The sequence below is a fragment of the Pseudovibrio sp. Alg231-02 genome (assembly GCF_900143565.1).
Taxonomy (GTDB): domain Bacteria; phylum Pseudomonadota; class Alphaproteobacteria; order Rhizobiales; family Stappiaceae; genus Pseudovibrio.
Genome location: NZ_FREX01000008.1, coordinates 185,785 through 210,468 on the forward strand (window position 1 = coordinate 185,785; position 24,684 = coordinate 210,468).

At 49.5% G+C, this 24,684-nt stretch carries 13 protein-coding genes; 7 read left to right on the forward strand and 6 right to left on the reverse strand.

The annotated features are described in order from the left end of the window. Positions 1-35 precede the first annotated feature (35 nt). The 4 genes from DHN43_RS20070 (at position 36) to DHN43_RS20085 (ending at position 15,993) form a co-directional block, all read left to right on the forward strand. Complete coding sequence (locus tag DHN43_RS20070; RefSeq protein WP_108819799.1) at positions 36-2,213, forward strand: type I secretion system permease/ATPase; 2,178 nt, start codon at positions 36-38, stop codon at positions 2,211-2,213. A 1-nt stretch (position 2,214) separates the two neighbouring features. Next, positions 2,215-3,522: an HlyD family type I secretion periplasmic adaptor subunit gene (locus tag DHN43_RS20075; protein WP_063289332.1), complete on the forward strand. Its 1,308-nt coding sequence runs from the start codon at positions 2,215-2,217 to the stop codon at positions 3,520-3,522. Positions 3,523-3,550: 28 nt separating this feature from the next. Then, positions 3,551-4,456, forward strand: coding sequence for a transglutaminase-like cysteine peptidase (locus DHN43_RS20080; RefSeq protein WP_108819800.1), 906 nt, complete (start codon positions 3,551-3,553; stop codon positions 4,454-4,456). 371 nt (positions 4,457-4,827) lie between these two features. Next, positions 4,828-15,993 carry a DUF5801 repeats-in-toxin domain-containing protein gene (locus DHN43_RS20085; protein ID WP_108819801.1) on the forward strand — a complete coding sequence of 3,722 codons (11,166 nt, stop codon included), beginning with the start codon at positions 4,828-4,830 and terminating at the stop codon, positions 15,991-15,993. Positions 15,994-16,072: 79 nt separating this feature from the next. On the opposite strand, the gene DHN43_RS20090 is transcribed toward DHN43_RS20085, so the two are convergent. From DHN43_RS20090 to DHN43_RS20115, 6 genes are all read right to left on the reverse strand, one after another. Then, a complete protein-coding gene (locus tag DHN43_RS20090) occupies positions 16,073-18,298 on the reverse strand; it encodes an FHA domain-containing protein (protein WP_108819802.1) in 2,226 nt (741 codons plus the stop codon). Positions 18,299-18,478: 180 nt separating this feature from the next. Beyond that, positions 18,479-18,769 (reverse strand): hypothetical protein, encoded by a 291-nt coding sequence (locus tag DHN43_RS20095; protein WP_063290611.1) that lies wholly within the window; start codon positions 18,767-18,769, stop codon positions 18,479-18,481. Positions 18,770-18,796: 27 nt separating this feature from the next. Then, positions 18,797-19,036, reverse strand: coding sequence for an EscE/YscE/SsaE family type III secretion system needle protein co-chaperone (locus tag DHN43_RS20100; protein ID WP_063307796.1), 240 nt, complete (start codon positions 19,034-19,036; stop codon positions 18,797-18,799). Between the two features lie 34 nt (positions 19,037-19,070). Next, a complete protein-coding gene (locus tag DHN43_RS20105; RefSeq protein ID WP_057463702.1) occupies positions 19,071-19,856 on the reverse strand; it encodes a Crp/Fnr family transcriptional regulator in 786 nt (261 codons plus the stop codon). 372 nt (positions 19,857-20,228) lie between these two features. Beyond that, positions 20,229-20,603, reverse strand: coding sequence for a hypothetical protein (locus DHN43_RS20110; protein WP_108819803.1), 375 nt, complete (start codon positions 20,601-20,603; stop codon positions 20,229-20,231). Between the two features lie 65 nt (positions 20,604-20,668). After that, entirely contained in the window at positions 20,669-21,958 is a 1,290-nt protein-coding gene (locus tag DHN43_RS20115; RefSeq protein ID WP_108819804.1) for an HrpJ domain-containing protein, read from the reverse strand. 213 nt (positions 21,959-22,171) lie between these two features. On the opposite strand from DHN43_RS20115, the gene DHN43_RS20120 reads away from it, so the two are divergent. The 3 genes from DHN43_RS20120 (at position 22,172) to DHN43_RS20130 (ending at position 24,680) form a co-directional block, all read left to right on the forward strand. After that, positions 22,172-22,570, forward strand: a complete 399-nt coding sequence (locus DHN43_RS20120) for a hypothetical protein (RefSeq protein WP_063319224.1) — start codon at positions 22,172-22,174, stop codon at positions 22,568-22,570. A 15-nt stretch (positions 22,571-22,585) separates the two neighbouring features. Continuing rightward, positions 22,586-24,223, forward strand: coding sequence for a hypothetical protein (locus DHN43_RS20125; RefSeq protein ID WP_208995521.1), 1,638 nt, complete (start codon positions 22,586-22,588; stop codon positions 24,221-24,223). Between the two features lie 76 nt (positions 24,224-24,299). Further along, complete coding sequence (locus DHN43_RS20130; RefSeq protein ID WP_063290616.1) at positions 24,300-24,680, forward strand: hypothetical protein; 381 nt, start codon at positions 24,300-24,302, stop codon at positions 24,678-24,680. Positions 24,681-24,684 lie beyond the last annotated feature (4 nt).

Below are 24,684 nucleotides of genomic sequence, written 5' to 3' on the forward strand. Positions count from 1 at the left end.
GCTCCCTTTTGTCGTTAAGAATGATGAGACTGTAAATGACCGTCGAGACTGAAAACTCAGCTGAAGTGAGCATCAAAGATCCGCTTGTCGAGGCGATCAAGTACATCGCCAGAAGCTACGGTAACTACGCAACCGACTCTGTTATTTTGGCTGGGTTACCTTACGATGGTCAGCGGCTTTCCATCAAACTGATTGAGCGAGCATCTTCTAATTGCGGAATGAGGGCGGTCACAGTCAGGAAAAAAGCTGGAACAATACCTGCGATCTCATTGCCTGCAATTCTTGTGTTTGAAGATGGAAGCCTTCGTATTTTGAAGGAGCTAAATGAGAGCACGGGTCACGCTTCGATTGTTGATGCGGAGAGGCCAGAGGAGCAGCAAATTCTCTCAATTGCAGCTCTTGAGAAGCTATATAGCGGACATGGCATCTTCTTTAAGCCCGTCAATATGACTTCTGAGACTAACGGTATGGGGTCTGGCAGGGACGGGCACTGGTTCTGGAGCGTTATTGCAGGCTTTTGGAAGGATTATATCCACGTTGCTATTGCTGCGCTGGTCATCAATAGTCTGGCGCTGGCCTCACCGCTTTTCATCATGAATGTTTACGACCGTGTGCTGCCAAACTTTGCTATTCCAACACTATGGGCGCTTGCGGCGGGGGTGCTTCTTGCTCTGGTGTTTGATGGAATTTTGAAGACCGCGCGCAGCTCTATCATAAACATGACAGGTAAACAGGCAGATCTTGCTATCGCATCGCGAATTTTTTCGCATGCGCTCGGGCTTGATCTGGAGAACCGCCCGGGATCGACCGGCCAGTTTGCTAATCACATCAAAGAGTTTGAGACTGTTCGTGAGTTTTTCACGTCCTCCTCCTTGGTGGCATTGATTGATATGTGTTTCATCGGCCTGTTCATCATGGTGCTTTTCCTGATTGTTGGACCGATTGCTTATGTGCCGCTTGCTGCTGTTCCGGTGGTTATTCTGATCAACTTGCTTGTTCAGCCTGCGCTTGCTGGTTCTGTTGATCAGGCCACAAAAGAAAGTGCGATGCGCCATTCCGTGTTGGTGGAAAGTATTGCAAATATCGATACCATCCGAGCTTTGAATGCTGAGAGCTCTATGCAGATCAAGTGGGAGCGATCTGTTGCCTCCAGTGCAGCGGCTATTTTGAAGGGGCGTTACTGGTCCACATTGGCTCAGTCGCTGACAGGCTTTGCGCAGGCTCTGGTGTCCATCTGTATCGTTGTCTGGGGTGTTTATCTGGTCAATGACGGGGCGGTGAATATGGGTGGTCTGATTGCTGCGATGATGCTTTCAGGGCGTGTTCTTGCGCCTTTGTCATCCATTGCGGGTACGCTGACACGACTGCGTCAGACCATGCATTCCTACAAGATGTTGTCTGGTCTGATGGAGTTGCCTGCGGAGCGCAGACCAAACCGGACTTATGTGAACAGCCGCATCACGTCTGGTGCGATTTCCTTCCAAAATGTGTCGTTTCGCTATCCTGAGGCTGCTGAAGACTCCTTGCGCAATGTGAGCTTTGAAGTTCGGCCTGGAGAGACCATCGGGCTTATTGGCCGCGTGGGTGCTGGTAAATCGACAGTGGGGCGTTTGTTATCCGGGCTTTATACGCCCTCAGATGGTGCAATTCTGGTCGATAAGATTGATACGCGGCAGTACGATCCTGCGGATCTGCGCGATGGTGTCGGGTTCTTGTCACAGGACAACGTGTTGTTTAGTGGCAGCTTGCGAGAGAACATCGTTGTTGGGCGGCCTCAGGCTTCCAACGAAGATATCTATCGTGCAGCTCATATTGCAGGTGTTGAGGATTTTGTTGCGACACATCCTCATGGGTTTGACATGCAGGTGGGAGAGGGTGGTCGTTTGCTCTCTGGCGGGCAGAAGCAAAGCGTTGCGCTTGCCAGAATGTTGCTGCGCCAACCGCGTCTGTTGTTTTTAGATGAGCCGTCCAGTCATCTTGATACAGCGTCAGAGCGCCGGTTGCTGGAGCGCCTGCGGGAATACAACTCGCCTGATACGACGATGATCATTAGCACACATCGAACTTCCTTATTGCAGCTTACAGACCGTTTGGTTGCCCTTGATAAGGGGCAGCTTGTGGCAGATGGACCACGGGATTTTGTGATTGAGAAGCTACGTACCCTTGGTGCGACGCGGAACGAAGAGCGCCAGCGTAGCGCGGAGGGTGTGTGAGATGAAGAACTGGGATTACGCAACCGATATCCGTGCAAGTTTGCAGACCCGACCTCCCCGTGCTGCCACGCGTGTCATTCTGATTGTCTTTGTGGCTTTGGCTGCCGGGATCACATGGGCCTCTCAAGCCGAGCTTGAAGAGGTTACACGTGGTGAGGGACGGGTTGTGCCGTCCAGCCAGATCCAGATTGTACAGGCGCCTGAAAAGGGCATTGTAAAGTCTCTTCTCGTGAAAGAGGGACAGATCGTTCAAAAGGGGGACGTTGTTGTCCGGGTGGATGATACAGGCTTTTCTTCGCAGCTAGGTGAGCTTCAGCAGCGCCAGTGGAGCCTTTTGGCACGTGCTGAGAGGTTGATGGCGGAAGCAAGTGGTGTGCCTCTGGAGCTTTCTGGTGAGCTTACAACCAATGCGCCGGGTCACACGTTTGAAGAAGAGCAGGTCTATCTGGCGCGTAACCTGCAGCTCACAAGTGAAATCTCCCTTTTGAAAAATCAGCGATTGCAGAGAGAGCAAGAGCTGGAAGAGTTGCTTGCTGAGAAACGTAAAACCGTTGTCACCATGGAAACGCTGGCGCGTGAAGTGGAGATTAATGAGCGTCTCTTCAAGCGCAAGGTGCTTCCTGAGATCGAGTTCCTGCGTCTTAAGCGCCAGCTTGATGAAGCGCAGGGCAGTCTGGAGGTGTTGAATGCCTCTATTCGGCGTGTCACGTCAGCCGGACAGGAAGCGGAAGAGCGCATTGCAAATGCAAAGACAGTGTTTCACGCCAAAGCGCGTCAGGAACTGGCGGCTGCGCGGGCTGAACTTGCGGTAATAAATGAGACTATTAAGGCGGCCAGAGACAAGGTTCAGCGGACGGATCTTGAGGCCCCTGTCTACGGTGTGGTTAATCAATTGAATATATCCACAATCGGGGCTGTGGTGCAGCCTGGAGAGCCTTTAGTCGAGATTGTTCCGCTGGAAGATACGCTTCTGATTGAAGCGCAGATCAGTCCTCAGGACGTGGCATTTCTTAGGCCAGGTCAAGAGGTTACGGTCAAAATCACTGCCTACGACTATTCCATTTATGGAGGTCTGAAAGGCAAGCTGGAAAGGATCGCTGCGGACTCCACCAAGGACGAGCAGGGTAATCGATTTTTTAAAGTCAACGTCAGAACAGATAAAAACTATCTTGGGACGGAAACGGATCCTTTACCAATAATACCAGGAATGGTGGCCTCAATTGATGTTTTAACCGGTTTTAAAACCGTGTTGGATTATATCCTTAAGCCTATAAACAAAGTGCGTTCGGAAGCACTTCGCGAGAGATAATTCCGAACGCCTGACAAGGGGCGTCAGGATGTTTTGTAATAGGTTTTGGACTGCCGGCAGACGCCGTGCGGTAACGAAGGATTATTGCGTCTTCAAAGCTGCAGTTCTCGGATTTGCCGGTATTGCGCTCGGATTTTCTCAATTTGTTTCCGCGGCTGCTGCATTGGAGCCGCAAACTCCACATTTTCCAATTGATCTTGCTTCTGTTGCTACTCCTGAGCCGGTTCTTGTTGCCAAGGCACGTATGCCCGTTCCAATGGCCAAGCCTGAGTTGCCTGCCATTGAAACAGCATCTGCGCATGGTTCTAATGCTGTGTTGAGTACTCCCACACGTAATCTGCAGCGTATCGTTCGTTCTACTGCCGGAACTTCCATCGACAGGCGCTGGAACATCATTACAACTCAGATGGACCGGATTACAGATACTTCTAAGTGTTTGAATAGCAGTGATAAATGCGAAGTAAGCGTTTTAAATACCTGGGGCAACCTGATTAAAGCTGCGCGCAAGCTTCCGCGTCACAAGCAGCTTTCCTATGTAAATCGTGGGATCAACGCACTCATCAGCTATCAAAGTGACCAGCAGGTTTGGGGGCGAAGTGATTATTGGGCCTCACCAATTGAAACGCTGAGTCAGCGCAGAGGGGACTGTGAGGACTATGCTGTCTTAAAGTACTGGACTTTAAGGGAACTGGGTATTCCTGCTGAGGATATGAAGGTGGTTGCAGTCTATGACACCAAGATCGGCCAGTATCATGCAATCCTCAATCTCTCCTACAAAGGTGGAGAGTATGTCCTTGATAACCGCTTTGGCCGGGTTGCACTCAAGCAGGACACCAAAAACTATAAATGGGTGCATGTGGCCGGTAGTGGCCAGCAGCTTCCGCAAAAGGTGAAGTTTACATCTCTTGCAGCAATGACACGCACGTTTAATTAGAACTGCGAATCTACTTTTTAAAAATCTATTCAGAGCGCGTTGCAAGGGGCAAAGAACGCGCTCTTTTTTTTGTTTGAAAATGCCCTTCTTTCCTGAGCTTTACTCTCCAGAAAACAGCATTTCCCGTTAATAACTTCGCCACCCTGTATAGGGAGCGATGTTTAACAAAAAGTAAAATACTCAATAAAATTTAATCAAATTAAAACCTTTGTCGCAGAAACGCGCGAATTAAGGGTGTTGCTGGACTGTGACGGAATTAACGATGTTAAAAATTCCTTAAGGAAATGATTTGACTTTTATCATGATTGGCAAAATTATCGGCGCAATTGCTAAAATTTTATTAAAACTGTTTATGCGTCGGGTTTGCTAAAATGTCAGAGCGTCAAGCGTCTACTACGATCACAGCCACTAACACTTCCCAGGCAGCTGTTCCTTCACAAGTGCTGAAGATTGGGATTGCCACCCAAGGCCAGTCGGAGGTTCTTGTTCGGCAGCCGGGGCAGTTGGTTGATTTCAGCCAGATGCTGGAAGTGCCAGTTAGTCTCTTCCGCTACGGTGAGAGCTTGCAAATCCTGTTTTCTGATGGCGGCACGCTTCTTGTCGAAGGGTTCTTTGCCGGAGATCAGACGGATGGGACGTTGATCCTGAGTGAAACCCAGACGCTGACAATTGAAGAATTTGGTGCGCTTGTCGAAATCTTGCCGGTTGATACGCTCCAAACCGCTGCAGGTGACGGGACGCCAATTGCCGATCAGCTGGAAGATCCAAACAGTTCAGGACAAGATTTTGATGACAACCCTGATGGCGGTCCACTGGGGCCGGGTCTGAATGTCAATGATCTCCTGAGACCAGAAGACAATGCCGGAGCTGCGGCTGCGGCAGATGATTCCGAACAGGACGTTGATGATGTGCCTGTGGCTGGCATTGCGGAAGTTGGCGCGCTTGATGAAACTGATTGGGCTGATGCTGGCAAAGGGCCACTATCCTTCACAGGCAACCTGAATGTCGACTTTGGTCTGGACGGTGTGAGCGAGCGTTCGTTGGCGTTCCAACTTGATGCCGGCGTGCCTGTTGACCGAGCTGGGACCCCAATCCGCCTGACTGCTGACGGGCAGCCGCTGACTTATGAAGTACAGGACCTTATTGCGGATGCTGCCAATGAGATTGGTGCGGGCAGCCAGCTGCTTATTGCCAAGCTGCCTAATGGCGAATTGGTTTTTGAGGTTCTGCTGAACACTTTCCCGGAAACCGGTGAATTTACTTTTACACTCCATGGCAATCTGGATCATCTGGAAGCAGATGTGAAAGACATTCTGGAGTTGGAATTTGGTTTCCAGGCGTTTGATGCTGATGGAGATTCCGCAGACTCGTTCCTGATTGTAAATGTTGCTGATGACCTGCCGGAGATTGGGGCACCCACAACAGGTACTGTTGATGAAGATGGCATCCCGGATATCGGTAACGGTAATGACACCGCAGATGGTGATGCCCCAGCAACCTCTCATAAAGTTACTGCCTCTCTCGATATCGATTGGGGTGCGGATGATGCCGACAGTGATGAAGGTGGTATTGGGGATCGTTCAGTCAAGTTTGACGGAACTCCAATAACTTCTCAGGTCCTGACATCTGATGGTGTTGCACTTGTTTACACTCTGAGTGAGGGGGATACTGTTCTTACAGCGACGAAAGAGGGCAGTGAGGATGCGGTCTTCCAAGTAACTTTGTCAGATGATGGGTCTGGTTCTTATAGCTTCGAGCTTCTTGATAATCTGGATCATTTTGTTGCTGGTACTGAAGATGATATCGAACTGATCTTCGGTTTTGTCGCAACTGACAGTGATGGCGATACAGTAAGTTCCAGCTTTACTGTTAATGTTGATGATGACATGGCGGAGATCACGTCTCTTGAGCTGAACAGGTTCGTTCAGGTTGATGAGAGTGCTGGTCTGGATAATGACGACACGACTGATCCAGCAGTTACAGCCCTGTTTGATGGTGTTGCTAATCCGGGTTCTGATGAGGACATGGCTCCTCAGTTCGCCCGTGATAACGTGGTGGACTTTGCCTATGATGACGGTGCTGATGGCGCGACCCATAAGGTAACGCTGAGTATTGATGATGCAGCCTCAGGTCTTCAGACCACAGCTGGCGCTGACATTCTGCTTTATCTGGAAAACGGTCTTGTTGTTGGCCGCGTTGGTGGCGAAACTGGCGATGCGGTGTTTGCAATCTCCATTGATGAAGACGGTGAAGTCAGCCTTGCGCAGTACCAGTCCATCAAGCAGCTTGATACAGACAGCCATGATGAGTTCGTCAACTTGGACGGTAAGATCTCTGCTGTTCTGACAGTCACCGATGGTGATGGCGATGTGACCAGCCAGAGCGTTGAAATTGGTGAGAAGATCCGGTTTGGTGATGATGGGCCGACGATCACGTCTCTTGAGCTGAACAAGTTCGTTCAGGTTGATGAGAGTACGGGGCTGGATAATGACGACACCACTGAACCAGCTGTTGCTGCCCGGTTTGATGGTGTTTCCGGCAAAGGTTCTGATGAGGATATGGCTCCTCAGTTCGCCCGCGATAACGTGATGGACTTTGCCTATGATGACGGCGCTGATGGCGCGACCCATAAGGTGACGCTGAGCATCGCTGTTGATGGTATGTCCTCAGGTCTTCAGACCACAGCTGGCGCTGACATTCTGCTTTATCTGGAAAACGGTCTTGTTGTTGGCCGCGTTGGTGGCGAAACCGGCGATGCGGTGTTTGCAATCTCCATTGACGACGACGGTGAAGTCAGCCTTGCGCAGTACCAGTCCATCAAGCAGCTTGATACAGACAGCCATGATGAGTTCGTCAACTTGGACGGCAAGATCTCAGCCGTTCTGACAGTCACTGATGGTGATGGCGATGTGACCAGCCAGAGCATTGAAATTGGTGAGAAGATCCGGTTTGGTGATGATGGGCCAACGATCACGTCTCTTGAGCTGAACAAGTTCGTTCAGGTTGATGAGAGTGCTGGTCTGGATAACGATGACACCACTGATCCTGCAGCTACAGCCCTGTTTGATGGTGTTTCCGGCAAAGGTTCTGATGAGGATATGGTTCCTCAGTTCGCCCGCGATAACGTGGTGGACTTTGCCTATGATGATGGTGCTGATGGCGCGACCCATAAGGTAACGCTGAGCATTGATGATGCAGCCTCAGGTCTTCAGACCACAGCGGGCGCTGACATTCTGCTTTATCTGGAAGGTGGTTTTGTTGTTGGCCGCGTTGGTGGCGAAACCGGCGATGCGGTGTTTGCAATCTCCATTGATGACGACGGTGAAGTCAGCCTTGCGCAGTACCAGTCCATCAAGCAGCTTGATACAGACAGCCATGATGAGTTCGTCAACTTGGACGGCAAGATCTCAGCCGTTCTGACAGTCACTGATGGTGATGGCGATGTGACCAGCCAGAGCATTGAAATTGGTGAGAAGATCCGGTTTGGTGATGATGGGCCAAGCGTAACCAATCAGCAGCAGGATGTGACTGTTGATGAAGATGACATCGACACGATCCTGTCAACGGGTACGAGCCCTGATTACTGGGGCCTTGAAGCTGATGGCAACTGGACTGAATTCCTGAGTGGTTCTGCGATTGCAGCCGGAGATCTTCAGAACACTGTTGACTTTGGTGCTGATGGGGATGCTGGCGCTGGCTCGTTCACCTTTGTTGGAGATGCAGCGCAGCAGCTGAGCGACCTTGGTTTGTCTTCTGACGGCGATGYGGTTCAGTTCCAGCATGCGCAGCTRAGTGCGACTATCACATYGATGGTTGGTGTTGCTGGTGGCCGTCCGGTTATTGGGCTGCTTCTGAATACCGAGACTGGTGAGTTTGCTGTGTTGCAAGCTGATCAGCTGCACCATGTGACTGGTAATGGTGAGAACACTGCCCTTCAGCTTCTCAATGGTGATGAGCTTGCTGCCATCGACTTTGGTTCTGTGATTGTTGCGACAGATGGAGATGGGGACACTGTTGCTCTGGATGGCAAGCTGGATGTGACGGTTGTTGATGATATCCCAGCGCCAGAACTTTGGGTTGATGATCATATTCGCATTGACGAGACCGAGGGTGATCACAGTGACAATGTTCCGCCGAAGTGGCGCATTCGCAAGCTGTTTAAAGATGTTGACGAAAAGGGCAGTGATCCTGATCTGAGCGGTCCAATCTACGCGCGGAATGATGTTCTTGATTTCCATAAGAATGTTGGTGCTGATGAGCGCGGCGGTCATGAGCTGGTATTTCGCATTGATAACGCAGATTCTGGCCTGACCACGACTGAAGGTTTGGCGATCACGCTTCATCTGGAAGATGGTCAGATTGTTGGTCGTGTACCAGACGGAGATGCTGCGTTTGCAATCCACTTGCATCAAAACGGTAAGGTCTCAATGGTTCAGTACATGTCCATTGAGCACCCGGACACCGGATCTTCTGATGAACATGTCTCGCTTGATGGCAAGGTGAGTGCAATCCTGACTGTCACCGATGAAGATGGCGATGCGGTTTCAACTGAGATCTCTGTCGGCAATCTTCTGACGTTTGATGATGATGGACCACGTGTGACTAATCAGCAGCAGGATGTGACTGTTGATGAGGACGACATCGCAACGATCCTGTCAACGGGTACGAGCCCAGATTACTGGGGCCTTGAAGCTGATGGCAACTGGACTGAATTCCTGAGTGGTTCTGCGATTGCAGCCGGAGATCTTCAGAACACTGTTGACTTTGGTGCTGATGGGGATGCTGGCGCTGGCTCGTTCACCTTTGTTGGAGATGCAGCGCAGCAGCTGAGCGACCTTGGTTTGTCTTCTGACGGCGATGCGGTTCAGTTCCAGCATGCGCAGCTGAGTGCGACTATCACATTGATGGTTGGTGTTGCTGGTGGCCGTCCGGTTATTGGGCTGCTTCTGAATACCGAGACTGGTGAGTTTGCTGTGTTGCAAGCTGATCAGCTGGACCATGTGACTGGTAATGGTGAGAACACTGCCCTTCAGCTTCTCAATGGTGATGAGCTTGCTGCCATCGACTTTGGCTCTGTGATTATTGCGACAGATGGAGACGGGGACACCGTTGCTCTGGATGGCAAGCTGGATGTAACCGTTGTTGATGACATCCCAGCGCCAGAACTTTGGGTAGATGATCATATTCGCATTGACGAGACCGAGGGTGATCACAGTGATAATGTTCCGCCGAAGTGGCGCATTCGCAAGCTGTTTAAAGATGTTGACGACAAGGGCAGTGATCCTGATCTGAGTGGTCCAATCTACGCGCGGAATGATGTTCTTGATTTCCATAAGAATGTTGGTGCTGATGAGCGCGGCAATTATGAGCTGGTCTTCCGCATTGATAATGCAGATTCTGGTCTAGCCACGACTGAAGGCTTGGCGATCACGCTTCATCTGGAAGACGGTCAGATTGTTGGCCGCGTACCAGACGGAGATGCTGCGTTTGCAATCCACTTGCATCAAAACGGCAAGGTCTCAATGGTTCAGTACATGTCCATTGAGCATCCGGACACCGGATCTTCTGATGAACATGTCTCGCTTGATGGCAAGGTGAGCGCAATCCTGACTGTCACCGATGAAGATGGTGATGCGGTTTCAACTGAGATCTCTGTCGGCAATCTTCTGACGTTTGATGATGATGGACCTCGGGTGACCAATCAGCAGCAGGATGTGACTGTTGATGAGGATGACATCGACACGATCCTGTCAACGGGTACGAGCCCTGATTACTGGGGCCTTGAAGCTGATGGCAACTGGACTGAATTCCTGAGTGGTTCTGCGATTGCAGCCGGAGACCTTCAGAACACTGTTGACTTTGGTGCTGATGGTGACGCTGGCGCCGGTTCGTTTACCTTTGTTGGAGATGCAGCGCAGCAGCTGAGCGACCTTGGTTTGTCTTCTGACGGCGATGTGGTTCAGTTCCAGCATGCGCAGCTGAGTGCGACTATTACATTGATGGTTGGTGTTGCTGGTGGCCGTCCGGTTATTGGGCTGCTTCTGAATACCGAGACTGGTGAGTTTGCTGTGTTGCAAGCTGATCAGCTGGACCATGTGACCGGTGATGGCGAGAACACTGCCCTTCAGCTTCTCAATGGTGATGAGCTTGCAGCCATCGACTTTGGTTCTGTGATCATTGCGACAGATGGAGACGGGGACACCGTTGCCCTGGATGGCAAGCTGGATGTAACCGTTGTTGATGACATCCCAGCGCCAGAACTTTGGATTGATGATCATATTCGCATTGACGAGACCCAAGGGCCGCATAGTGACAATATTCCACCTTGGATCGGTTCTGATACATTCAAAGATGTTACGAATACGGGTAGCGATTTTGATCTGAATGGCCCCATCTATGCTCGAAATGACGTCCTGGACGGGTCCTTGAATGTAGGAGCTGATGAAGCCGGCAGCTACGAAGTCACTCTCGAAATTGCCAGTGATGGTATTTCATCTGGTCTGTTTACGACTGAAGGTGATGAAATCTTTCTCTCTGAAGAGAATGGGATGATTGTTGGTCGTCTTGCGGGGGGGAATGGCCGCCCTGAGGGACTAGCCGTTTTTGCTATCCATGTGCATCAAAATGGTGATGTGTCTATGGTTCAGTACATGTCTATCAAGCATCTAGATACGACGTCTTCTGATGAGTATGTGTCACTTGATGGCAAGGTGACAGCAGTTTTGACTGTTACGGATGAAGATGGCGATGTGGTTTCCACGCAAGTGCAGATTGGTGAGCATCTGACGTTTGATGATGACGGCCCGTACATTCACGACTTCACCGTAACTGGTGAAACTGTAGAGCTGGATGAGACTGCAGGACAGCAGCTTGATGAAGTTGTTGCTGCCCCAGATTCTGATATCCGTGCTTTGTTTGCTTCACTGGATAGTCAGGCTGCAAATGATCCGGACATGGAGACAATTTACGCTCACAATGTGAATTTGGTTGAAGCCAATATTTATATTGGGGCGGATGGAGTTGATGCACCGGAAGTCACCCTGGAAATTGCTGCTCAAGGCACAGATTCTGGTTTGCAAACGACAGATGGCTCTCAAATCAACCTTTATACTGAGGGAGATTTGATTGTTGGTCGTGCGGGTAATGCCAATGCTGCTGTTGTCTTTGCTGTCTCGATTGATGAGTACGGTAGCCTGAGTGTTGTTCAATACGCATCTTTGAAACATGTTCAGAACGAGAACGACCATACGCTGGACTTGGCAGGCAAAATCTCTGCTGTTTTGACCTTAACTGATGGAGATGGGGATACAGACACCGCATCTGTCGATATTGGTGACAAGATCATCTTCCATGATGATGAGCCCACTGCCACGGGAGCTGGTTCGAAGATCACAGTAAGCGAGGCTGATGATTTTGGCGTGGCGACTTCCGGCATGCTTCAGTTTGAAGGTGGCTCAGATGGAGCTACCGTAACTGCTGCACGGATCGTTGATGATCAAGGATATGCACGCCGTATTGATCTGGAAGAACCTAAAGGCCAACGCAGTGACTTCCTGACTGTTGGCGGAGAGAAGGTCGTTCTTTCCAGCACGACAGCACCAGATGGTGTGATCACCATTGAAGGGGCCACTGAAACTGGCGGTGCTACCGCATTTACTGTGATTGTCCAGCCTGATGGGGCCTATGAATTTACTCAGCACCTTGGGTTTGATCACCCAGATGTTGGTGAGGCTGGTAGTGACGATCGTATTGATCTGCGATTGCGTTTCACTGTCACAGATGGGGATGGTGACACATCAACTGCGACAGCTGTAATCTCTGTCGAAGATGATGAAGTTGCCCTTACAGGCGCGTCTCAAACAGCAACAGCGGATGAAGATGATATTGTCAACTTGAACTCTGGCGTGCTGGGAAATGCTCCTCGCGATGGGGATTTGGATGGCTCGACGACAGGTGAGAATGACAACAACGGACCAGCTTACCTGACTGATAATGTCAGTGCTCTTGTCGATTTGGGCAATGATGGCGGCGCGTTTGATATCTCAGCTGATGCGGTTGTGAGTTTAACACAGATGGCTCTCACTTCAGGTGGTGAAACGCTGTCCTATGTGGTGATTGGTGACAAGATTGTCGGCTACGTCGAAACTGATGGCAACATAGAGTACAGTTTCCAGAATGATCGCCCAGTGTTCTCGCTGGACCTGACATCTGACAGTGGTGATGTAGTCTTCAAGCTGTTTGATCAACTGGATCATGTTGCTGGCAATGGTGAGAATAATGTTCAGCAACCTCTAGTGATCGACTTTGGATCTGTGATTGTTGCGGTTGATGGCGATGGTGACAGCGTTAATCTTGCTGGAAAATTCTCTATCAAGATTGTTGATGACGTGCCTATCATCGATAGCAGCTCTTATGAGACAAACCTTGTTGTCAACGGTTCCTTTGAAGAGCCGGATATTGGCTCTTCTGGACATAAAGCCATCGATACAATGTCTGGCTGGATGTCAACCAATGGAACTAAATTTGAGCTGCATTCCGACAGCTTCAGCCCATCATCTGATGGGGATCAGTATCTGGAACTAGATAAGGATGGAGACGATTCTGGTAAAGTTGATGGTATCTACCAGAATATCCAGACGGAAGCGAATACACAGTATGAGTTGACGTTTGACCTTGCTGATCGGGCTGGTAATGGTCCAACCAGTGATGTGAGGGTGCTTTGGAATGGTGTTGAGGTTGGTGAGTATTCAACCAACAGCACTAATTGGACAACCATCACTCTCAATGTGGTCGGAACTGGTCAGCCCGATGGTGACCGTCTTGAGTTCGTTGAACTGATGACGCCTGACCAAAACAACGGCCTTGGCACCTATCTGGATGACATTCAGCTTCACAAAGTTGGGCTTGTAGTTGATGAGGCAGACCTTGCTAGCGGGAATGCAGAAGTCTCTGGCAGCCTGCACATCAATTGGGGGACTGATGATGCCGACAGTGATGTTGCTTCTCCTGTGCATGGTTCCGATCGCAGCGTTTCCTTTGTCAATGTTACAGATGGGGAGCAGGCGAAGACTGGCGGCAACATAGCACTTGAAGCAGCAGGTGCTCCTGTCTTGCTCCAAGCGTTTGGTGCAGTCCTGATTGGCTACACCGGTACGGCTCCTGCGGATGCCAATGATCTGAGCAATGCAGTCTTCAAAGTGACATTGTCTGATGATGGTTCAGGTGCGTATACATTTGAACTGCTTGGACAGCTGGATCATGAAGGCGATGAAGCAGAAGATCTTTCTTTGTCCTTCGATTTTGAGGCGAAGGATAGTGACGGCGATAGCGTTTCTGGCGACTTTACCGTCAACATCCTTGACGATGTGCCAGCTGGTGCCGCTGATAATGTGATTGGCTTTGAAGATGTTGCATTCGATATCAATGTTCTGAGCAATGATGCTGTTGGGGCTGATAAAGACGCAACAGTTCTGCTTGAAAACGCTGGGGTTACTGTTGAGGGCGGCAGTGTTGTTGTAAACTCTGATGGTACTGTGAGGTACTCACCTGTTGCCGACTTCAACGGGCTGGATAGCTTTAGCTACCGTATTGAAGATGCTGATGGTGATGTTTCTGATGTGATCACTGTGACAGTTGGTGTCACTCCAGTGAATGATCGTCCAGTCCTCACTGTTACAAATGTTCAGTCCAATTTTGCAGAAAACGGGGTCGGAGCGGTTGCAGAATTTAGTGCCTTTGATGTTGATGGCGATGCGCTGACATACTCCTTGACGGGTGAAGATGCTCATTTGTTCGAAATCAGAGGCAGTGAAGTTTACTTTAAAGCTGCACCTGATTTCGAGAACCCGTTGGATGTGGACGCTGATCAAGACTATAATTTCAACATCGTTGCGAGTGATGGAACTGAAGATGCGAGCGAAGACGTTGAAGTGTCTGTGACAAATCAGGCTGCTGAACTTAATCTGTTCTTCAAGCCAGGTAGTTCGGACAAGCTCAAAGTCAGAGATGATTTTGAGGAGCACAACGGTTCCTACGATTATGGTCATGGACATAGCAACGGTGTTGTTACTTGGACTGGAGCATGGTCTGAGAACGGAAACCTTGATGGGGATTCCGATTATGGAGATGTTTATGTTCCGCAGCAGGGCGGAGCGATCTCCGGTCATCTTTACTTCCCGCACTGGACGCCAAATGGTGAGGGATCCATTTCCAGATCGGTTGATCTGACGAATGGAGAAAATCTAAAGTTGGAGGTTTCAGTTGGGAACCATCTGGAGTTCGGTGATGATCAGTTTGATCTCTTGATTGAATGGGATGGCGGAAGCGCTCGTATCCCAATGTTTGATCAATCGACGCAAAGCAGAAGCGAAGTCATTACGATTGACATAAGCAATCTGCCTAGTTGGAACCCTTCTGAAACTACGATCACTTTTGAAGTGTCTGGTATGGAAGGAACGGATGATTATGCCCGAGTTCTCGATGTGAAGATCACTGGAGACAATGTTATTGATCCTACGACCGAGCATGACATTGACTTTACTCTTGGTGGGGAAGGCGTTGCGATTGCTGATATGCTTGGCGTTAATGATGCCGATAATGACACTTCCAACGATCAACTCTCCAGTGCAGTCATAACGCTAAAGAGTTATCAGCAGGGTGATGCTCTGAGTTATCTCCCTCAGGGAGCGTTCTCTGGTATTTCTGCCACGACTGCAGTTGTTGGTGGCAATCTGGTTCTGACCCTCTCTGGAGATGCAAGTTACGCAGCATATGTTGCGGCGATCAAATCCATTGAATTCAACACCTCTTCAGACATTGATACGAGAACTATTGAAATGGTTGTCAGCAATGGCTCTGAAGAAAGTGGTGTTGCAACCACAACGGTCAATGTGATTGAGAATACGGATAATCCAAACACCATCGTTGTCGATTATAATGAGCCTGCTTATTCTCAGAACAAGTATTACGAGAATGATCCAGACAAGAACTCAGGGTGGCATTATCGCTTAAATGGTACCGATCAGAACGACAGAATTGAAGGGCAGGGTAACTGGCATAATGATCTGTCTGGTGGTGATGGCAATGATCTTTTGATTGGGGATGATTGGCATCCGTCAAGTAGCCGCAACTATTCTGATACGTTCAATGGTGGTGCGGGTTATGACCGGATGACCAGCGGTAGTGAAGATGATCTTGATGCATTCATCTTCGACGTTCTGGATGGAAGCTTTGATACAATCACCGACTTTGATGGTACGGCTCAGGGGGAAACAGATCAAAATGTTGATCGCCTCGATATTTCGGATCTCCTGAACAAGGCTTTCGGAGACGATGAAGTTGATGCTGCAGAAGCTGGACAGTACGTGAAGGTCCAGGAAAATGGTTCTGGAAGTGATGTGCTTGTTGATGTGGATGGGGCTGCCAATGGCGAGAACTGGTCGAAGATCGCTCACCTTGATAACATCAGCAATACAGACACCATTAAAGTGGTGCTGGATGATGATGGCTCTTACAGTCAAGTAGACGTTGTGGCCTAAGAAAAAGCCGGGTCTCATATGAGACCCGGCTTTTCGTATGTTTGTACAGTAAGTGCTCTACTGTTTGTTGAGCGATGGCTTACTGCCTCGCGTTTGCTTCGCGGACGACCCAGGCTGTCTGATCGCCATATATCGCGACAGAGTATCCTTCATACTCACGGATCAAAGCACCCAGCTCGCCGACAGCAAGGAGGCGGCTACTTTGGTCGATGGACTGGCCGATTTTGTAGCGTTTGTTTTCGCTGTTCAAAACATAACGCTCGCCGATCAGGCTCGCTCCGGTGACAGTCAGAGACGGAGATGAAAGGTCCCGCGTCAGGAAGCTGATGAAACCAGGGTTTCGCAAGCTCTCTCTGATGAAGTTGGAGTAGGGGATCAAATCAATGTTGTTGCTTTTTTCTGATTTGATCAGGCAGTCGCGTGTTGCAGCTGGATTGACTGCAGCTTCCAGAATGTAGCGCTGGCGTTCCTCTGGAAACGTTGTGAGAGCGAGGCTTTCGCTGCTGCTCAGGATATCGAGCCACAGTACAGTCACAGGGATCTGTGAGACTGGTACTGAAAGATTTTCAGAGCAGAGAGGACCCTCAGAGGGCGGCGTTATAAGCAAGGGCAGGAAGTTCTTTTTTAGCTCTTCAGGTATCACGCCTTTGGCCTTAGCGGATTCCATCCAAGCAAGGAACACGACTTCAGCCGCTTCGTTAAGCTCAGGATCGTCCAGAGCGACGTTTTGGAACCGGGCATCTGCTTTACTTTGAGAGATTACGCCCTGTTGCTTTTCGCTTTTAGCTTCCAGCTTTCCGTTTGTCGTCTGCTGGCCTGCATCTGTTTCTTCTAACACTGTCGGCTGACTGGTTGGTGACGTTGATGCTTGAGCGGATGCAATGCCGATGCTGCTTAGTAAACGTTCCGTTGCTTTTTGAAGCGGCGTTGCGGGTGCTTCAGGGCCAGTTTTGGGTTGTCCTGCCGCATTGCTTTTGGCGAGGCGGCTGGAAGATTTTTGATTTGGTTGGCTAGCTACAAAACCGTCTTGTTGTTTGATTGCCCGCGCCAGTTCCAATACTTTGGTTTGGCGCTCTTCGACCGGTTCATTCGTGAGTGGATCAACAGCAGCAAGCAGGGGTTCAATACCGCCATCAAAGTTGGCTTTGAGATCTACGACCTGTCCGTTTTCTTGTACCAACTTGACGAGAGAACGCAGTGGAATAAACGTAGCGTACTGCCTGGAGTATGAGCGTAAGAAGCCAGACCAGCGATCAATGTCCTGGCTTGCTATGATACCGCTGACTTCAAGAGTTTCATCGTCGAGACGGAAGATGATGGTGTCATCAATCAAGGCACGCTTGGCCAGCTTGCGCACATCCAGAAGATAATCATCTGCAGTTTTGATGTTTGATGTTACGCCGGAGATGCCATTCAACCCGCGTAGGTCCGCGATTAGCTGGTCAGCACTTGTTTTATCGAGAACAGAACCGCTCAGGGTTAACTCTCCGTCATCCGCAAGTGCGAAGCTTACGTTGGATCCGCGAGATTGCAGATAACCGGCAATATCTTTTTTTAGTGTTTCGATGACGCGAACGCGCAAGCGGACAGGTACTTCAGTGCGTTCTACGGCTTCTGTGATTGCTCGGCGCTGAACAGGTTCGCTGACATAGCCTGTCAGATAAATCTGATCGTCAACGTCCTGGCGCAGGCTTAGTCTTTCTGCGAAGGGGAGGTCTGCCAGAGCGATACGCACTGCTTCAATGCCTCCATTGGGGAGGGCACTTGCTGTGCGAGGAGATATTTTGCCTGAGCCAACGAGGTAAAAACCACCAAGCACGACGGCGCTTGCAACTGTTGCAAAAGCTATGCGCTTGCGATGTTTTGCAATTGGAGCGAATATCGCGTCAACGTGCTTTGCATTCTCGCCAAGGATTGAGTTTGCAGCAGAGTTCTCTGCTGTTTGCTCGTCATCTTCATGGGGAGCATTCAGTGCTTTGCTTAGTGTTGCCCATTGAGCGTTTTTGGCGCCAAGTGCAATTTTGATGACACCAATGCTGATGACATCAAGAGGCTCAATCTCGACCCATTCGTCATTGCCACTACTTAGAGAGACACCGTTTTCTGTCCGGACATCTCCTGCCTTTGCAGAGATTTCGATTTTGTTGTCTTGCAGGCGTAGCTGCATATGGCTTGCGGCAACGCTCAGATCTGCCAGTTGCAAATCGTCGTTTCTGTCCGAACCAAGTGTATACTCACCCGGCTCGAGCATGACTTCCGCGCCAGCCTGTTGGCCTACAAGAATTTTGAGGATGAGTTTACCCATTCGGCGTCCCACCTAAACAAGCGCTGGAGTTCGCCATATTGACTATTTGCCAAAAGCGAACTGGAAAATGCCATGGATTGTCAGGGTTCGGGAAGACCGAACCTGTCTCATGGACCTGAATATACAAAGGCTCTCTTCCACACTCGCTTTGGCAACCGGAAGAGAGCCTTTTAAAAAGGTTTAGGCAATGTTACGTGCGCAGGCTTTAACCATATCGGCGTGCGCCTTCACCATGCTGGTTCGTGTCTGACCCATGGTGGTATAAGTGTTCACGAGCAGCTGCAAAGTGAACATTTTTTCAGTTTCAGCCAAGTTGGAGTTTTGCGCTTCAATGATCTTGTCATTGATCTTGTCCATCTCGGTCTGGAAGCGGACGCTGATGTCGAGCGCATTCATGCCCGCTTTGTTAGCCAGTGCTTCGGGAGCTGCTGACGTGTAGGACGCTGTAATGCCTTGAGTAAAAGACGTCATGTTGACTCTCCTAATGTTTGCGCGGCTCTAACACTGGACTGGAAACTTGCGCAGGACGTCCTGAGCAGCAGTGATGCCGTTTATCACTGTTTGAATACGTTGGTAGTCAGCCTCAGTTTGAGGCTCCTCGGATTTTTCACGTACCCAAGAGGAAAGAGCGTCCAATTTCTTTTCGAGTTTTCGAGCATGTTCTGAACCTTGCTGACTTTTTAAAGTCTCTTCCAGATCGGTGACATACATCTCGTTATTGGTGTTCTCGTCTTGCACGCGTTAGTCCTTTGTTTCAACGCTTCCAGCTTTTTTAAAAATTTGACTCATTATTGAGCAAGTTCCGCTCTAGCATTGTCCTATTCAGCACAGTGATAGAACGATCCTTAATTTTTATGATGCCAGCGCGCTCCCACTCTTTCAGGCGGCGGTTGATATTGCTGCGTGTTCCGCGCGCCATTGCACCCAGGTCACTCTGTGTAACGATTGCGCCAGAGATCACAGACTTGTCTTTTGGGTTATCGCCCGCAGGTGTGCCGATCGACTCAAGCAAGCTTAACAACGCATGAGCCAGGCGAGCCGAGAGGCTTGGCAGTGACAAGCAGCGTGTCGATTCGATGTAGGAGCGATAGTGTTTCGCTACGACTACAGCCAGTGCGCGACAGATCTCGGCACTCTGCTCGTTGATGACATGAAATGCAGAGCGTCTGATTTTGTGAACGACTACGTTTCCTAACGCGCAAGCTGTATCTGCGTGAACAGATCGCTGAAAGACACCTAATTCGCCGAAGCTTTGGCCTGCTGTGATGATGGCATAAAGGAAGGTAGATCCATCTTCGCGCAAGTGACTTAAGCGAACATGTCCACTCTCAATGATGTAAAGAAATTCAGCATCATCTTCCTGAAGATAGATGTTCTCGCCGTTTGAGTAGGTTTGGCGAATTGCTGATTGCTCTAAAGATGCACATAATTCATCATTCAGCTCTTGAAACAATGCTGCGTTTTCTTTCCAGCTGCTTTCACCTGAGGATGAGGTGCCAGTATTATGAGCTCTTGATGCGCCTCTACCCAGGCTTGCATCATATACTGCCTTTTCCATAGAAATGTACCGTGTCCTCTTACTTAAATAAGTGCAGCTATTTTAGAGGATGAAGATATACTGGTCTCCGCAGAGCAAATATACTTCGTCTTTTTCTTATTATACTCTACCAATATTCCACCCCAATCTCACTCGTACACAATTGCGAAGAATTGTGCTTCAGAACACGGACAAAACTATAATTAAGACAGCTAATAAGCGAGTCAAGTCTGGCTGTCATCATCTAACTTATATTTTAATGGATATTGACTGTATCCCTCGGGATTGTGATTTTAAGTGCGAAAAAGTCACGATTTCCCTCCGTAATGTGAACAAGTGTGAGTCATTATAAGATTGAAACTGGTGTATACCTGCATGCACTGATTGTAGTTTTTATAGTGAACTCAATTCACCTATCAGATAATCGACCGTTTGCTCGAGTTTTGCAGGGCTAAGTTGTCCTGCTTCGTATAAAACCGCCAGATGTAACGTTCCATCTTTAGATTTCCCTGTATGCAGATTGGTTCCAATTTCAGGTTTGAAGCCAGCTCGGCTCAAAAGAGCTTCATTTGCTGAATTCTGGTCACCCGTTGTGGTTTGACCAAGGCTGACAACGACGCTGTTGCCACCTTCGACAGGGGTAAACGTCAGTTCACCGGATTGTGAAAGGAGGTAAGACAGACTTCCATCCATCTGCGGAGAAAAGGGGATCTTCATATTGTTTGCGAACGCTTCCAGGCTTGACTGGATGGCACTTGAAAACTGCATTCAATCCTCTCCTTTGTTCTTCCTTGGTTTCATGTTGCAGCAGCTATTTTATTAGCGATGACGGGTCAGTGAACAGTAGCTGACGCAGCGCTGACCTGAGCGAAGTTATCAACCGGCGTAGCGTCAGTTGCTGTTTGATATTGCTCTTCTTCCAGGATCGTCAGCTGCTCTGACAGTACCAGTAATGTTTCGAGTTGCTGATTGCGGATGTTTTCGTTTGTGAGGATGGTGTCAGGAACCTCACGGTGCAATGCAAGCAGGTTGTTTGTGTAGTTCAACGATGCGCTGGCCCCAGCAGGAGCGAGTGGTGCAACAAGACTTTGTGCGTCAGCAGGTGATGTGACTGCTTTGCCCAGATAATGGAACAGTGAGCTTGCCAGCTTCTCCGTGCCCAGCTCTTCCACAACACGTGTGAACTCTGAGAAGCTGCGACCTGTCAGTTTGGTTGCGACATGCACACCCTCATAGACGGTTCGCAGGCTCTTTAGTTTGCCGAGCTCGGTCAGGACCGCTTCCAGATGAGCAGGCTCATCTTGTGTGTCTGCAATTTCCAGGCCCTGACTTGCGGCGGTTGTAAACAGGTCCACAACATCATCAAAAGAGGTGAGGGGTGAGCTTTCATTGCCGTTTACGTCGTGATGCATTGAATGTGTGCGTGCGATCAGGTCATTGAACTTATCGAAGATGATTCCGAAGTTCGCTTCACTACGCAGCATGTCGCGGTATTGCTCACGGATGACTGCAGGATCTGTTCCCAAATCCTCGGCTTTGTCGTGGGCAAGTTCCGCGACTGCAAAGCCTGCGCGCACGTCACGACCAGTCTCACCGCTTTCCATATATTCGCGGGCATTGAGCAGAGCTCCCAAAAGAGCATCATTTGCTCCTGTGGTCTCAAAGTGCTCGATGGCGATCTGCAGGGCGGCATACTGGTGAGTTACGTCACCGTCAAACTGCTGCAGGAATGCGAATACGTCCTGAGGAGTGAGCTGTCCTGAGCCTTCACCGTTGGTGCTTTGGTTGTGCTGGTAATCCTGTAACCGCTGAACCAAACCTTGCAGCTTATCCTGAGAGGGCATGTCAGGCAGCTTATCGTAATAGTCGGCAATCCGTGTGATTGCTTCTATGTTAGCGCCTTGCCCTTGCCGGATTGAGCGGCTTTCCAGTGATCTTTTGTCGAGGCGTGAGGATACGGCCTGGCCAAGCTCTTCAGCGGCGTCCGTCAGTTTAGATGGATTGTTGAGCTGCATGACGCGCTCAGCGCGGCGCTGCCCTGTGGCTTCCGCAACCAGTGGAGCGCCAACTGGCGACTCAGCGTTGTGAGTGGCAATCGTTGATCTTAAGACCTCTAAGCTCATTGAAAAGTCCTCCGCTGATACTACGAATAAGAATATGTCATTTTCATACTTCTTTTAGCGAAATTGCTTTGTGTCGGGCGACACAAGTGGGCTCACCCATTTTGCTAATTCTGTCATTGCTAAATTTCGATTTTGAAGGTGTGTCGTTCGGAACAGCGGTGCCCCGGTCTGCCCGTTTATAGAGGGCGTATAGTGTTTTGATGGGAATGTTGTATGGCGAAGACCGGATCCAGCAAGGAAGAGTTGCTTCCCCAGTTCACTGTAAGTGGTGATGCAGGCGCGTTGAGTGCCTATTTGGATGATGCATTAAGCCTTTGTAACGCTGATAAGAACTGGCCTTCAGAAAATGAATGGCAAGATGTGTCTTACCAGATGGTTGCGAGCTTGCAGGAGTTGCTTGATCTTCCTGCCGTTCAGAAAGATCCGGTCGCGCTGAGCTTGATTAACGGGCTGCTTGCTTCGAAGAGCTTTGATGGCTTTTTGCAGGGGTATGACGCGATTGCTGAGCATTTCACGAAGCGATTGAAAGACAACGAAAATAATAGCGGTGCTGCGCGGTCTCAGTTTGCGAAGCCCCAAAAGAATGCGGGTCGTACTCGCCTTATTTTGTGATGTGAGGAGATGAAAATGATTAATGGTGTTGGCTCAGGCTCATCTACTACTGTAGACCCAGATACTCTTGCTCCTCCAAAAGATGACGATACGGCTAAAGCTGCCTCCGGTGGTGCTGGTGATGGTGCGCAGGAAAGAGCGGCGCAGCAAGGTCCCGCGCTGCAGGCTGCAGAAACGCAGACCAGTGTTTGGGATAGTTTCTTATCCAACCTGCCGGAAGCCGATCCTGATTTTGAGAATCCCTTGTTGTCGATTCCAGGGACGACGAACTACGCGACCGACCCGAGTAAGTATAATGCTTATGTGGCCAGTGTTTTGGTAGATCCGGCTGATACTGTTGCTGATGAAGACTTGCCTGCGAACTATAGCAATCCGTCACCGCATGAATTTGTCTCCTGGCATCCGGCCGTTCAGCTGCGTTATTTGCGCGATAATTTCACTGAGGCGCAGATTCAGTCAGGAAATACAGTCATTGGTACAGGGTCCAATCAGGTTGGTGTAATTCGCTCCGATGATAAACGCAGTGTGACCATCGTGAATGAGTTGACAAAATCTCGTATTTTCCAGCTCTCGAAGACGGAGCAGGAGCGACTGGCAAACAACTCCATCTTTAAGACCAGAATTGCGCCGCTGTTGGATCTGCTGCCAAATGCAGATACAGACCTTGCTGCCAGCCGCGCTGTGATTACGGCCCAGATCGACAAAGAGATTAATGACGTTAAGAACAAGACGTTGACTAACAAAACTTCAAGCTCTGACCGTGATAAGTTCAATGAGGACAAGCAAGCCTACGTCAAGCAGTTGGAAATGCTGAGAGATAATGTTCCTAATACCGGAATTTATGCTCGTTCAGATCTGGCTACCGAAATGCAGGAAATTGTGAAGCGTTTTGAGCGGGCGCATGCTTATTTTGATGTGAAGACACCAAATCTGGCTAATCCAGCGCGGAACTCGAGAGATGTTCTAACGCCAGATAATAATGCCTCGATCAACCGTGGTTATGCTGTTTTTATCGAGCAAGAGCAGCGTATTCTGGCAATCAAGCAAGCTGAGCAGCAGATGTTATCTGCTGGTGGTATCACAAACTCAGATGGTACAATTTCCCGGTTGGATTTGCCGACGCTGGTGGCGCTCATTCAGAATCAGGCCAGTTTGAAACAGCAGGCGATCATTACAATGAGAACAGAGCAGCTGACCCAGCTCAACCAGTTGTCTCAGGCCTATGCGGAAATGCAGCGTATTGTGAACGAAGCACTGAAGAAGTTCAATGATACCGGAAAGGACGCGGATAAAGAAAAGCACTCTCTTTCTGTGTCTTTTGATAATCCTAGCCAGTTCAGTACTGCTGTTGCGTATATGTTTGAAGACTTCGCTTCGGGTAAGCCGCACCCTGTTGAGAAGGAATTCAATATTACCCGGCCAACGCATGACATGATTAACAATAGTAACGGAAGCAAGAACTCCTTTAAGCGGACGCAGTGGGAGCGCTTCTCAACGCAGTTGAGTGATGCGGTTACGCTTCTGAACCCTCAGTTGCTGACCAATGACATCAATCAGGATAACCGTGAACAGAACCGTTCGTACGAGCAGGCGACTGGTACTGTGCGCCGTAGTTTTGATCTGAATATTCAGATTGCGCGTGGCTTCTCTTAAAAGCTTTTTTTTGTGATGGCAGCTCTGGCATGTAAGTCAGGGCTGCGTTTTATTTTGACTGGGTACGGGATTCGGAATGCGGGTTGCATCGATTACAATTGGCGTGAATGAGGTTTCCAACTGGAAGGTTGAAGACCAGGTTCAATTGCCAGAGGGCAAAAAGCTTGCTCCTGTATTTTTGCCAGAAGTGCGGCCCTTAAATGAGGTCTTGTACCGTCCGACACTGGATGAGCGCTTACCTTCTCTTTTGTTGCCGGATTTATCTGAAACAGACATTCTTTTGCCGACTGAGTTGAGCGAAATGCGCAAGGAGCTTCAGCGTTTGTTTGCTGCGGCAGCTTTGCGTGAGCAGGGAGAACGGCAGCGTGTTCTAAAAGGTGTTGCAGACCTGTTGATGGGTGATGTGTTGCTTGATGAAGACCTGCAGGCAGCCCTTGCCATGTTGTTGCAAGGGTAAATTT